Below are 14,127 nucleotides of genomic sequence, written 5' to 3'. Positions count from 1 at the left end.
CAATGTCATTACAAAAGAAAATTGATTTTGCAGTTGTATTTAAGGTAGAAAATGCTAATCCCAATGGCGATCCTCTTGGCGGCAACAGACCAAGAGCTGATTTTGAAGAGCTTGGTGAAGTATCTGATGTGTGTTTAAAAAGAAAAATAAGAAACAGATTGTTAGATTCAGGAGAATCTATTTTTGTTCAATCAGATGATTATAAAAATGACGATGCAAAAAGTTTAAAAGATAGAGCGGATAAAGTTGAAGCTTTAAAAAAAGAAAAAGATAAAGAAAAATATGCATCTATTGCTTGTAAAACTTGGTTTGATGTTCGCGCTTTCGGGCAGATTTTTGCTTTTAAAGGTAAAAAAGAAGACTCGGGTTCAGGAGTATCTATAGGTATAAGAGGTCCTGTATCAATACAAACTGCTTTTAGCAAAGAGCCGGTTGAGATTATAAGCACACAAATAACAAAAAGCGTTAATGCAGAAAGTACTGAGACTGGTAAAAAATCATCAGATACGATGGGAACAAAGCATCGTGTTAAACATGCAGTTTATGTTTTCTATGGCGCAATGAACCCGCAGCTTGCTGAAAAAACAAGTTTTAGCGATGATGATGCTCAAAAAATAAAAGCAGTTTTGCCAAGACTTTTTGAAAATGACGAATCTTCTGCCAGACCAGCCGGCAGCATGGAAATCTTAAAAGTTATTTGGTGGCAGCATAATTCTAAATTAGGGCAATATTCATCAGCGAAAGTTCATAAATCATTAGAAGTTGATAATAACGGAGAAATTAAAATTTCAGAATTAAAAGATTTAAAGCCTGAAATAATAGAAGGATACTAAATGTATTTAGAAGATGATTTGCTTCAATTATCAGGGTTGCAGCATTTATTATATTGCTCAAGACAGTGTGCTTTGGCATACATGGAATTGCAGTGGGCAGACAACTTCTTCACCGCCAAAGGTATTCTTATGCACGATAAAGCCCACAGCGATAAAAGAGAAGTTAAAAACGGGGTTGTAATAGAGCGTGATATTTACATTAAATCTTATGCTTTGGGTTTGGTCGGCAAAAGCGATATCGTTGAATTCCATAAATCCGGCGCGCAGCTCATTCCTTTCCCTGTGGAATATAAAAGCGGGAAAGCAAAAAATGATAACACAGATAAAGTTCAGTTATGCGCGCAGGCTTTGTGTCTTGAAGAAATGCTAAAGATAGAAATTCCAAGCGGCGCTATTTTTTACGGTAAAACAAAGAATCGTTTAAATGTTGAATTTGACAATGCTTTGCGAGAAGAAACAATAAATCTTGCCAAAGATTTTCATAATTTAATTGAAAGCGGCATTACGCCCAAAGCGCAAGCATCAACAAAATGCAACAATTGTTCATTTAAGGAATTGTGTTTGCCGGAACTCACTTCCGGCAAAAAATCGGCGAAGAAGTATTTGCAAAGTATAGTAACAGAGAATAATACGGAGAATTGAAAGAGTGTTCAGTTATTAGGAAATTTCTAATAACTGAAAAGGAATAATCATGAGAAAAGATTTGATAATGCACGAAGGTGAGAGGCGCGAAATTATTATTTATCGCGATGGTTGTAATGCGCCAAAAGTTGAAGTGTTGTTCCAACAGCAAAATTTATGGCTTACGCAAAATAGTATGGCGCAACTTTTTGATATTCAAAAAGCAGCTATTTCAAAACATTTGTCAAATATTTACTTATCGGGTGAATTGGAAAAAACTTCAACTGTTTCCATTTTGGAAACACTTCAAAATGAGGGTGCGCGTCAAGTAAAAAGAAATATTGAGTTTTACAATCTTGAAGCTGTTATTGCAGTTGGCTATCGTGTAAATTCAGAGCGAGCAATAATGTTTCGTAATTGGGCAAGTAAAATTCTTAAGGAATATATACAGAAAGGTTCCGTGCTTGATGCGGAGCGATTAAAAAAACCGGAATATATTTTTGGGCAGGATTATTTTGATGAAACACTTGAAAGAATACGAGATATTCGTTCAAGTGAGCGTCGTTTTTATCAGAAAATCACCGATATTTATGCGCAGTGTAGCGCTGACTATAATGTGAATAGCGAAACTACACAACTCTTTTTTGCAAATGTCCAAAACAAACTCCATTGGGCGATTACAAAGGAAACCGCCGCTGAAATAATTTATAATCGCGCTGGCCATAAAAAGCCAAGTATGGGACTTACTTCATGGAAAAATGCACCGCAGGGCAGAATAAGAAAAAACGATGTCAGTATTGCAAAAAATTATCTAAATCATGAAGAATTGGATGGTTTAAATAGGATTGTTGCAATGTATTTAGATTATGCAGAAGACCAAGCAAAACGCCGCAAAGTGATGTATATGAAAGATTGGGCAGAAAAATTAAATTCTTTTTTGAAATTTAATGAGCGTGAAGTTTTACAGAATAATGGCAAAGTTACGCATGAAATAGCCAAATCTTTTGCGGAAGGCGAATTTGAAAAATATCGTATAGTGCAAGACAGATTGTTTGAAAGCGATTATGATAGATTTTTAAAGATTGAAAATAAAATAAAGCGCGTAAAAAAATAAATGAAAAAACTATTTAATAATCTTTACATCACAACGCAAGAATCATATATTTCAAAAGAGCGAGAAAATTTAGTTGTCAGCTTGCACGGTAAAGAAATATTTCGCGCGCCAATACATCTTATAAATTCAGTGGTTTGTTTTGGCAATGTTTTGTGCTCTCCTTTTTTCTTTGGACTGTGCGCAGAAAATAATGTTCAGGTAAGTTTCTTCACGCAATACGGCAAGTTTATTGCAAAAGTTCAGTCGCCTGTTTCAGGAAATGTTTTGTTGAGAAAGCAGCAATATAAATATTCCGATGATGAAAAATTTTGTCTTGATACGGCAAAATCAATTTTAATAGGCAAATTGAACAATTCAAAAACTGTTATCAACAGAGCTTTAAGAGATCACAGCGATAAAATGAAAGATTGCGAAAAATTGAAACAAGTATCTGAAAGCTTAAGCAGGTCAATGTCAAAAGTATTAAGCGCAGAAAATATTGACATATTGCGGGGAATGGAAGGCGATGCTGCAAACTCATATTTCAGCGTCTTTGATGAATTGATATTAAACAATAAAGAAAACTTTTTTATGAAAGAAAGAACCCGCCGCCCGCCGCAAGATAATGTTAATTGTTTGTTATCTTTCATATACACTCTTTTAGCGCACGATGTTGCTTCTGCATTGGAAGGCGTTGGTCTTGATCCGCAAGTAGGATTCTTTCATAAAGACCGCCCCGGCAGGCCAAGTTTAGCTTTAGATTTAATGGAAGAATTCCGCTCTGTTATTGCAGACAGATTAGTTCTTACATTAATAAATTTATCCCAACTTGATGAGAAAGGTTTTCAGCAATCTTCAAGCGGCGGCGTAATAATGAACGATGAAAATAGAAAAATTGTGTTAGATGAATACAGAAAAAGAAAAGAAGAAGAAGTTTTTCATCCGTTTTTTAAAGAAAATATTCACATAGGGCTTTTGTTTCATGCCCAAGCCTTACTTTTTGCAAGATATGTAAGGGGAGATATTGACGCATATCCTCCTTTCATTTGGAAATAAGCTTAATTCCCTCGCTCCAAGGGGGAGAGGGCATGGTGAGGTGTAATGTTAGTTCTCATAAGCTACGATATAAACACAACAGAATCGGGCGGAGCAAAACGCTTGAGAAATGTATCTAAAGCATGTTTAGATTACGGGCAAAGGGTTCAATTTTCTGTTTTTGAATGTGAAGTTGATCCTACGCAATGGGTATTTTTAAAAAATAAATTGCTGAAAATAATAGATTTAAAAAAAGACAGTTTAAGGTTTTATATGTTAGGTTCAAATTGGGAAAGAAAAATAGAACATTATGGCGCAAAAGAAGCTGTGGATTATCATGGCAGTTTGATAATATGATTTTTTGATTAACAGGCATATTATTTTTTTGACAATTTTTTATTAGTGCGAACATTAGGTGGTTTAGTTTTGTTCATTGACATCGCATATTGAAAAATGAATGAGAATTCAAAATCATAAAATAGAACTTGAGCGAATATGGAGGGTTCGCATAATTATAAAAAAATAAGTTGAATTTACAATAAGTTTTTGCAGTACTGTCGCTCCCTTCACGGGAGCGTGAATTGAAATGGGTGGGCGGTTGGAAGTAATAGCGAGCACGGCGGTCGCTCCCTTCACGGGAGCGTGAATTGAAATAAAAGCGTGAAAGGAGCGAAAGGAAGTGAGGCTTGGTCGCTCCCTTCACGGGAGCGTGAATTGAAATATTACTCCTTATCTTTTCATTATAAAATTTAAAAGGTCGCTCCCTTCACGGGAGCGTGAATTGAAATCTTTTATACGGGCTTTTAAGGGACTATGTAATTAGGTCGCTCCCTTCACGGGAGCGTGAATTGAAATCGTTGGGCAGCTACGCATCGTCGCTTGGGACAACGTCGCTCCCTTCACGGGAGCGTGAATTGAAATATAACTGCCGGTATAGCATTGCGGGCGTTATTTAGTCGCTCCCTTCACGGGAGCGTGAATTGAAATTGAATTAATGAAAAAGAAAGAATATCCGCAGCCCAGTCGCTCCCTTCACGGGAGCGTGAATTGAAATTTCAAGAGTGCCATATTTTTTATACATAAAACTTTGTCGCTCCCTTCACGGGAGCGTGAATTGAAATCGGCAATTAATGCTGATAATACATTAAATGTTAAGTCGCTCCCTTCACGGGAGCGTGAATTGAAATGCGTTGATATTTGCGGGGTTAAGCACGTTATACCCGTCGCTCCCTTCACGGGAGCGTGAATTGAAATACGCTCATTGCTTTAAGCGGCAATTCAATCATTTTGTCGCTCCCTTCACGGGAGCGTGAATTGAAATACGCTCATTGCTTTAAGCGGCAATTCAATCATTTGTCGCTCCCTTCACGGGAGCGTGAATTGAAATATTTTATTATTGCGTTCCGAGGCTGTTGAGGCGGACGTCGCTCCCTTCACGGGAGCGTGAATTGAAATAACAATAATGTTTCGCCCGCTCTCACGGCGTCGTTGTCGCTCCCTTCACGGGAGCGTGAATTGAAATATCTAATGTCTGCTGATATTGCTCCTGCTGCGCAAGTCGCTCCCTTCACGGGAGCGTGAATTGAAATTTGTCAGAACGTGGAAAAATAGAAGCCGTGATAGTCGCTCCCTTCACGGGAGCGTGAATTGAAATTTAGGGTCATTGTATGTTTTCCCGTCGTAAACTTTGGTCGCTCCCTTCACGGGAGCGTGAATTGAAATAGCTGGTCTTATTTTATTGATTAAGGATTAAAAGTCGCTCCCTTCACGGGAGCGTGAATTGAAATTGAATGTTTAAGTAAGGTAAAAGGTTAAAATTAAGTCGCTCCCTTCACGGGAGCGTGAATTGAAATATACAATGTATGGCTTAAAGCAAAAGAAAAATCAAGTCGCTCCCTTCACGGGAGCGTGAATTGAAATATTTAAAGTTATCAGGAGTGCGCAGTTGTTATCAAGTCGCTCCCTTCACGGGAGCGTGAATTGAAATATGGCGGAGTAGATGCTGATATCGCTAATATTCTCGTCGCTCCCTTCACGGGAGCGTGAATTGAAATATCTATTCAGTGAAGCTGAAATAAAATCCGCTGGTCGCTCCCTTCACGGGAGCGTGAATTGAAATGCCCATATTTTTCCGCAAACGCATCCGTTACCTTGTCGCTCCCTTCACGGGAGCGTGAATTGAAATAATATATATTTTAGAGCATGCCGAGGGGCTCAAAGGTCGCTCCCTTCACGGGAGCGTGAATTGAAATTCTGCGCTAACGCTTGAGCAAGTCCGCCGGTGGCGTCGCTCCCTTCACGGGAGCGTGAATTGAAATCCTGTATCAGGTGATCTACGCTCAATCCCTTATTGTCGCTCCCTTCACGGGAGCGTGAATTGAAATCGACGACAACAAGATTTTAGAGCGGTATGATTAAGTCGCTCCCTTCACGGGAGCGTGAATTGAAATCGTCTGTAAGCATTTCCGCGGACTATCCGTTTTGGTCGCTCCCTTCACGGGAGCGTGAATTGAAATAAAATACCAATCGCTTTTATTAATTTTGTAAGGTAGTCGCTCCCTTCACGGGAGCGTGAATTGAAATAAAAAGGCGGCGGGCGGTGCTAAAAGAAAGGGAAGTCGCTCCCTTCACGGGAGCGTGAATTGAAATACCAGAATTTACTCGCGCTAAAACATTATCACCTGTCGCTCCCTTCACGGGAGCGTGAATTGAAATGTATTTTTTACCATTATATTTTACTCTGTTCTTAGTCGCTCCCTTCACGGGAGCGTGAATTGAAATGCAACCTTCCCCGCATCATTTCACGGTCGCTTTGGCGGTCGCTCCCTTCACGGGAGCGTGAATTGAAATCAATCCACGAAACATTATCTTTTGCCCTGTTGGTGTCGCTCCCTTCACGGGAGCGTGAATTGAAATAAAACGTATTTCCAAGTCGTCAGCAATTATTTGCTTGTCGCTCCCTTCACGGGAGCGTGAATTGAAATAACTCACAACGTAAACATAAACCATCAATATGATGTCGCTCCCTTCACGGGAGCGTGAATTGAAATTCCTCTATCTTTATTTTTATGCTATTTCTCGTCCGGTCGCTCCCTTCACGGGAGCGTGAATTGAAATTCGTTTTTATTCCCGGGTTATCGTCGGTGCCGTTGTCGCTCCCTTCACGGGAGCGTGAATTGAAATTATTTGTTGCCGCTCCTGAAAGTAGTTGATAATTGTCGCTCCCTTCACGGGAGCGTGAATTGAAATGGTCAAGAGAAGTTATGAGGATTATGAGTTACCGGTCGCTCCCTTCACGGGAGCGTGAATTGAAATAAATTGACTTGCAGCTAATTGATTTATTTGAAATCGTCGCTCCCTTCACGGGAGCGTGAATTGAAATGCCTTAGCGCCGCCTCCGTCAAAAAAACCGGCTTGTCGCTCCCTTCACGGGAGCGTGAATTGAAATTTATAAAAATATTTTAAAAACTACGAGGAGCAAGGTCGCTCCCTTCACGGGAGCGTGAATTGAAATGCCAATTCCATAATTTCATTTTTCTCTGCGAGAGGTCGCTCCCTTCACGGGAGCGTGAATTGAAATCGCGCATATGCGAGAGTCTATAATGAAAATTACCGTCGCTCCCTTCACGGGAGCGTGAATTGAAATTGGGAAACCTATTAAGTGGACTCATATCGGGGGCAGTCGCTCCCTTCACGGGAGCGTGAATTGAAATAAATTGACTTGCAGCTAATTGATTTATTTGAAATCGTCGCTCCCTTCACGGGAGCGTGAATTGAAATGCCTTAGCGCCGCCTCCGTCAAAAAAACCGGCTTGTCGCTCCCTTCACGGGAGCGTGAATTGAAATTTATAAAAATATTTTAAAAACTACGAGGAGCAAGGTCGCTCCCTTCACGGGAGCGTGAATTGAAATGCCAATTCCATAATTTCATTTTTCTCTGCGAGAGGTCGCTCCCTTCACGGGAGCGTGAATTGAAATCGCGCATATGCGAGAGTCTATAATGAAAATTACCGTCGCTCCCTTCACGGGAGCGTGAATTGAAATTGGGAAACCTATTAAGTGGACTCATATCGGGGGCAGTCGCTCCCTTCACGGGAGCGTGAATTGAAATAAATTGACTTGCAGCTAATTGATTTATTTGAAATCGTCGCTCCCTTCACGGGAGCGTGAATTGAAATGCCTTAGCGCCGCCTCCGTCAAAAAAACCGGCTTGTCGCTCCCTTCACGGGAGCGTGAATTGAAATTTATAAAAATATTTTAAAAACTACGAGGAGCAAGGTCGCTCCCTTCACGGGAGCGTGAATTGAAATGCCAATTCCATAATTTCATTTTTCTCTGCGAGAGGTCGCTCCCTTCACGGGAGCGTGAATTGAAATCGCGCATATGCGAGAGTCTATAATGAAAATTACCGTCGCTCCCTTCACGGGAGCGTGAATTGAAATTGGGAAACCTATTAAGTGGACTCATATCGGGGGCAGTCGCTCCCTTCACGGGAGCGTGAATTGAAATAAATTGACTTGCAGCTAATTGATTTATTTGAAATCGTCGCTCCCTTCACGGGAGCGTGAATTGAAATGCCTTAGCGCCGCCTCCGTCAAAAAAACCGGCTTGTCGCTCCCTTCACGGGAGCGTGAATTGAAATTTATAAAAATATTTTAAAAACTACGAGGAGCAAGGTCGCTCCCTTCACGGGAGCGTGAATTGAAATGCCAATTCCATAATTTCATTTTTCTCTGCGAGAGGTCGCTCCCTTCACGGGAGCGTGAATTGAAATTGAAAAGGTTATCGCAGGGCTTGCCGGCAAGATTCGTCGCTCCCTTCACGGGAGCGTGAATTGAAATGGGCGATGTTGCATATCCCATTGTGCCTGTGCTGTCGTCGCTCCCTTCACGGGAGCGTGAATTGAAATTTGATTGGGTTGACCAGAGCGGTAAACCATATTTGTCGCTCCCTTCACGGGAGCGTGAATTGAAATGCAACAATTAGCTGCGGTATAACATTTACGAATTGTCGCTCCCTTCACGGGAGCGTGAATTGAAATTGAAATTTTTGTTTTGCTTGAAATTTTTTTGATGGTCGCTCCCTTCACGGGAGCGTGAATTGAAATGAGCATACGCAAGAGTCTACAACGAAAACTATAGAGTCGCTCCCTTCACGGGAGCGTGAATTGAAATAAATCATTCGCAACGCGTCGCACGCGGGCTCTTAGTCGCTCCCTTCACGGGAGCGTGAATTGAAATGTGGCTAATCAACTCATCCTCACTTTTCTGTAATTGTCGCTCCCTTCACGGGAGCGTGAATTGAAATGCCTTTACATCTCCGGCGAGATATTTTTTAGTCCGTCGCTCCCTTCACGGGAGCGTGAATTGAAATGCAGCGTTAAATCTCTGTTTTTAAAAGCTTCGGCAAGTCGCTCCCTTCACGGGAGCGTGAATTGAAATACATCGCCGTTTTCAGGATTAAACACTCTTCTAGTCGCTCCCTTCACGGGAGCGTGAATTGAAATAATAATCGGGTCGTGCTGAAGACCTTGCTTATCCAGTCGCTCCCTTCACGGGAGCGTGAATTGAAATAACCAATCTTGGGCGAAAGGGCAGATAGAAGAAGGCGTCGCTCCCTTCACGGGAGCGTGAATTGAAATATGTTTAAGCATTCCACTCCATCCCTATCTTTAAGTCGCTCCCTTCACGGGAGCGTGAATTGAAATTATTGTAGAACGATCAATGATAGCGTTTATTTTGTCGCTCCCTTCACGGGAGCGTGAATTGAAATAGCGTCAAGCATATCTTCTTTTGCTTCTGCAATTGTCGCTCCCTTCACGGGAGCGTGAATTGAAATGCCGAAGCTTACTAATAACTACGCTCGGGCAGGGTCGCTCCCTTCACGGGAGCGTGAATTGAAATTACGACCAAATGCAAGATATTCTTTGGCTGGGTTAGTCGCTCCCTTCACGGGAGCGTGAATTGAAATAAAAAAAGGGAAGACGCGGAAACCGAAATGAGGCTGTCGCTCCCTTCACGGGAGCGTGAATTGAAATTTTGTGCTCGGCGCTATAACATTCGGATTGGGTTGGTCGCTCCCTTCACGGGAGCGTGAATTGAAATGAGTTGGCATTCCAAGAACCCTATTTAGCATTCTGTCGCTCCCTTCACGGGAGCGTGAATTGAAATTGCGCGCGCAGAATTCTTCCGCAGCCTGTTTGTCAGGTCGCTCCCTTCACGGGAGCGTGAATTGAAATTTTTAACCGGTATGTATTTGGTTGGCAATTATTCAAACGACGCCCAATTTTTAGGGCGATTAGAACAAAAATCCTTACTATGTAATTATAAAACTCATTCAAACGACGCCCAATTTTTATAGTGTAACTTGAATATTAATCATTAATAACTCTGCATTTTTACATTGCAAAAAACTATATATTTTTGTTTAATATAACCATCTACATTTGGAGGTTATATGCCAAAACAAGAACTTGTATATTCGTTTGATTTAGGTTCAGGAAGTATTGGTGTTTGTGTGCGAAGCGGTAAAAATATTTTACATTTAAATTCTCTTCTATTAGATAATGAGTTTGCATCTGTTAAAGAAGCAGCTGCACAAAGAAGACAAATCCGCACACGAATAGCTCACAAAGAACGAGAAAAATGGTGGAATGAGCAAGCTAAAAAAGCAGGAATAGAAGTATTACAAACCGCACAACCTACAAAAGAAAATCCCAATCTTAAACCTGATAGCAGAATGTTGATAGAATTCCTCCCAAAGAATTCAAAAGATAAAACAATATATTCTTCACATCTCTTAAGAATTGCTTTGCTTCAAGGTATAAAGCTTGAAAGTTGGCAAATATATAAAGCAATAAGATCTGCAATTCAACGCAGAGGTTATGATGCTAATTTGCCATGGGCTACAGATTATGATTCTGACACAAAAGCAAACTCTGATGCCGCAACAAGATACGAAGAAAAACTAAAAGAGTTTTTTGCAGATAAAGAAGAATATTACTATCCATGTTATTACGAAGCTTATATTCAAAGTATTTGGTCGCCAAGTAATCCAAAAGACTTAAGCGGCAGATTGTCAGAAAACCCAAGCCCTGCAAGAAATAAAGATAACAAACCGCAAGAGGACAAATGTTTTCCGTCAAGAGATTTGGTAGAAAAGGAATTAAAAGATTTGCTTTCTGCTGCTGCGAAATTATTTCCCAAACTAAAAGATAAAGAGAATTATGTCCTTTACGGGCAAGCTCAAAGAGCATATGCTTCATATGAATATAAAAAAGATATAGATAAAGAAAATTACATAAGCCATAGAGGAACTTCTTGGGATTGGCAAGGATTATTAGGGCAAAAAGTCCCAAGATTTGATAATAGAATTATTGCAAAATGTCGTTTAATACCGAGATTTAATGTTTGTAATGCAAAAAAGCAAATAAATAAAGAAGTATCTTTTTTACTTGCTCTAAAAAATATGAGGTTTACATTAGATAATACAACCACGCAAAGTTTAAACTGTGCACAAATAAATGAAATTTTTAAAACATATGCGGAATTTTGTGAATATGAAAAACAAAAAGAAACAGCAGTAGCTAAAAAACAAAACCCTTGTACAAAAACGTTCTGGAAAAATTATGTTCATGCTCTTGGCGGTGAAGTAAATCCCGGGCAACAAGAAATTGCTAAACCAAAAGAAGGCGGCAGAAGCAGTTTTTGCAAACCCGCATTAAATATTTTGCACAGCTTAATTTTATCAGGCAAAACCCCGCATAATTATTATGCGGAACTTGTAGAACAAACAAAAAACACTGATTTGCAAAAAGGACTTATAAAAGATGACTATAGATTTTTACTTAATATGCCAAACGATTGGAATTCAATAAGTATTCAAGATACAAGAGAGGAAGATAAAAAATTATCTCAACAAGAAGCATTGCGAAAAATAGATGAAATTATTGCAGGGGTTAACAACAGAATTGTTTGCCACAGATTACTAATGCTAAAACAAGTTTTGCAAAAATTAGATGATCAATTTAACAAAGAGTATGGTGTGCCGGACAAAGTAGTTTTTGAAATAGCCAGAGAAGATTTTATGGGTAAGAAGAAGAAAGACGAATATTTAAAAAAAGCAAAAGATGGAAAGAAAAACAATGACGATGCAGTTAAAAAGCTAAAAGATATGGGGTTGCCTGTCTCTGATCCCAATATCATAAAAATAAAATTGGGCAATGAACAGAAGTGGAAAGATATTTATGATACAAGTGATAAGCGTAATTTAATACCTGAAAATATAGGTCAATATGAAATAGATCATATAGTTCCAAGAACCTCAAGCAAAGGCGGTTCTGATTCTTTTGTAAATTTCATTTTAACTAAAAACGCTTTAAATCAAACAAAAAAAGATAGAACTCCATATGAATGGTTAAGTTCTGACAATAGCAAGTGGCAAGCATATCTTGCGAATATCGCTGATTTTTCAAAATCTGCCAACAGTAAAAAAATAGAGCTTTTAACTTCCGATAAAGCAGAAAATATAGAAAAGAGAAAAACAGATTTGCAGGCAACTTCTTACTTGGAAAAGTTAGCTCAAACAATAGCAGGCTTATATTTTGGTTTTGGAATTAACACAAAAGACGATAAAAAAAGAATTCTCTTTTTTACCGGCGGGGAAACTGCAACAGTTCGCTCTAAATTAGATTTAAACAGAGTGTTATATAAAAATGATGAAGAATTTGAAAAAGCTCAAAAAGCCGGTTTAAAAGAAAAGAACAGAAAAAATAAAAAACATCACGCTTTGGATGCGCTTGTTTTAAGCATGCTGCCTGAAATTAAAGTATCTAAAAGAGAGATAATAGAAAAGCCTGATTATTTCCATAAAGATTACTGCGTAAAACAGTTAAAAAGTATTATTCCTCAAACAATAAAACAAATTAAGCCGAAATTAAGAGCGACCATTTATGCTTTAAGAAGCAGATATGAAAACGGCAAACCATACTATTATTTTATTTCTCGTTTTAACAGCAATCTTACTTTATTTGAAAAAATGGAAGATGCAAAAAAAGAGATAACTAATATTTTTGATTTGAAAATTAAAAATGATTGGAAAGTAAAATTAGAAGAAAAAGGTTTAACACAAGAAAAATGGATAGAATTTTTAAATAAATATACAAATAACGGCAAAAGAATTAAGCAAATTGCAATGACGGACTCTAAAGCATTTAAAAAAGAAGAAACTTTTAATTCTAACGGAATAATAAAAAATGTTATAGGGGAATATGGCAGTAACGGTGTTAAAGGGCAATGGATAAAAGGCAAAGAAGGTCATCAAGGGCAAATTGTTTATAAAGATGAGAAAGGCAAATGGCGGGTTGAGCCTGTTTATGTTTTTGAGTCTATATATAACAAGAAAAAATTGTATGAAAATAAATATAAAGACGTTAGGTTTTTAAAATCAGGTCAGTTGGTTGAACTAAAAAAAGATTATGAAAACATAAAAGCCGGGATTTATATTTTGAGGACATTGAAAAGTAATGGCAGTTGTAAATTAGAAGATATAAACACGCAGGAAGAAATAGATAAATCCGTAAATGTTTTAATAGAACAATGCGGAATGAGAAGTTATGAGAAAAAATAATGAGCTACCATATAATTCATATTTTAAATCATGCAAGCAGGCTTTCTGTTGACCGAGGCTGCTTAGTCTGCGACATACCTGATAAACCTCAACGAAGAGTTCCGCTTGAGGATATTCTTGCAGTTATAGTTGCCGCAAAAGGCGTCAGTTTTTCTGCAGAAAGTTTATCTGCATTATTACGTAACAACAGCATTGTTCTCCACTGTGACCACAATTATAAACCTATTGGAAAAACCGTAGGACTTCACAGGGTTGTTCATAATGAAGTTTTAGATATTCAAGTTTTTCAAGATTTATTTTATATGCGCCAAATTTGGGACGAAATTATTAAAGCAAAAATTTCAAACCAAGCATGTGTTTTAGACGGCATTAATGCCAAGCATAAATTGTGGGAATATATCAAAGCCGGTAATTTAGATGAAGGCAATGCCGCGCGTCATTATTGGAAATATTATTTCAAAAAATTCGGACATTCTTCGCCAGGCGGCAGAACTACAAAAGGCGCGCAAGATCCTGTAAACGGAATGTTAAATTACGGATATGCGGTAATAGCGGCAATGGTTCACAGATTGCTGCTTGCTCACGGGTTTAATCCGGCGATAGGTGTTTACCACAAGTACAGATTTCGTTCAGATCCGCTCGTGTATGATATTATGGAACCCTTAAGACCATTTTGTGATTTTATGTTGTTAAGGTTCAGACAATCAAATATGCGTAAACAAATTGACGAATGGGCAAAATTCGCTGCCAAAGATATAGTTTTCTCAAAAATAAATATGTTTGGCGCAAAAAATATCAGCTTTAACCTTGCCATAGATAAATATATAACTTCTTTCTCTTCTTGCTTTAGAGCAAAAACATTAAACAATCTTTATATACCATTGCTTAAAGATATTACTTTCAATGAAAAATAATAAC

7 protein-coding genes and 1 CRISPR repeat array are annotated in these 14,127 nt (G+C 38.6%); all 7 genes read left to right on the top strand.

What is annotated here, in order from left to right:
• Positions 1-2 precede the first annotated feature (2 nt).
• The 7 genes from cas7c to cas1 all read left to right on the top strand — a co-directional run bounded on the left by cas7c (position 3) and on the right by cas1 (position 14,123).
• Positions 3-833: a type I-C CRISPR-associated protein Cas7/Csd2 gene (cas7c, locus tag Epro_RS05535; protein ID WP_052571024.1), complete on the top strand. Its 831-nt coding sequence runs from the start codon at positions 3-5 to the stop codon at positions 831-833.
• A complete protein-coding gene (gene cas4, locus Epro_RS05530; RefSeq protein ID WP_052571022.1) occupies positions 834-1,475 on the top strand; it encodes a CRISPR-associated protein Cas4 in 642 nt (213 codons plus the stop codon). It abuts the gene before it with no gap.
• 49 nt (positions 1,476-1,524) lie between these two features.
• Positions 1,525-2,568: a virulence RhuM family protein gene (locus Epro_RS05525; protein ID WP_052571020.1), complete on the top strand. Its 1,044-nt coding sequence runs from the start codon at positions 1,525-1,527 to the stop codon at positions 2,566-2,568.
• Positions 2,569-3,603 carry a type I-C CRISPR-associated endonuclease Cas1c gene (gene cas1c / locus Epro_RS05520; RefSeq protein ID WP_052571018.1) on the top strand — a complete coding sequence of 345 codons (1,035 nt, stop codon included), beginning with the start codon at positions 2,569-2,571 and terminating at the stop codon, positions 3,601-3,603.
• A gap of 45 nt (positions 3,604-3,648) precedes the next feature.
• Positions 3,649-3,939: a CRISPR-associated endonuclease Cas2 gene (cas2, locus tag Epro_RS05515; protein WP_052571016.1), complete on the top strand. Its 291-nt coding sequence runs from the start codon at positions 3,649-3,651 to the stop codon at positions 3,937-3,939.
• Between the two features lie 199 nt (positions 3,940-4,138).
• A CRISPR array of direct repeats spans positions 4,139-9,820; the repeat unit is 32 nt; unit sequence GTCGCTCCCTTCACGGGAGCGTGAATTGAAAT.
• A gap of 218 nt (positions 9,821-10,038) precedes the next feature.
• Positions 10,039-13,209 (top strand): type II CRISPR RNA-guided endonuclease Cas9d, encoded by a 3,171-nt coding sequence (gene cas9d, locus Epro_RS05510; RefSeq protein ID WP_052571014.1) that lies wholly within the window; start codon positions 10,039-10,041, stop codon positions 13,207-13,209.
• Complete coding sequence (gene cas1, locus Epro_RS05505; protein WP_052571011.1) at positions 13,209-14,123, top strand: type II CRISPR-associated endonuclease Cas1; 915 nt, start codon at positions 13,209-13,211, stop codon at positions 14,121-14,123. Before cas9d ends, cas1 begins: the two co-directional genes overlap by 1 nt.
• The last annotated feature ends 4 nt before the right edge of the window (positions 14,124-14,127 follow it).

The sequence above is a fragment of the Endomicrobium proavitum genome, from assembly GCF_001027545.1.
Lineage (GTDB): Bacteria > Elusimicrobiota > Endomicrobiia > Endomicrobiales > Endomicrobiaceae > Endomicrobium > Endomicrobium proavitum.
The sequence above is the reverse complement of the archived record's forward strand: the minus strand, read 5'-3'. Positions and strand labels throughout refer to the sequence as shown.

Bases quoted from the DNA above. Each gene is read 5' to 3' on its own strand.
- cas7c (WP_052571024.1), top strand. From the start codon at position 3: ATGTCATTACAAAAGAAAATTGATTTTGCAGTTGTATTTAAGGTAGAA.
- cas1 (WP_052571011.1), top strand. From the start codon at position 13,209: ATGAGCTACCATATAATTCATATTTTAAATCATGCAAGCAGGCTTTCT.
- Epro_RS05525 (WP_052571020.1), top strand. From the start codon at position 1,525: ATGAGAAAAGATTTGATAATGCACGAAGGTGAGAGGCGCGAAATTATT.
- cas2 (WP_052571016.1), top strand. From the start codon at position 3,649: ATGTTAGTTCTCATAAGCTACGATATAAACACAACAGAATCGGGCGGA.
- cas1c (WP_052571018.1), top strand. From the start codon at position 2,569: ATGAAAAAACTATTTAATAATCTTTACATCACAACGCAAGAATCATAT.
- cas4 (WP_052571022.1), top strand. From the start codon at position 834: ATGTATTTAGAAGATGATTTGCTTCAATTATCAGGGTTGCAGCATTTA.
- cas9d (WP_052571014.1), top strand. From the start codon at position 10,039: ATGCCAAAACAAGAACTTGTATATTCGTTTGATTTAGGTTCAGGAAGT.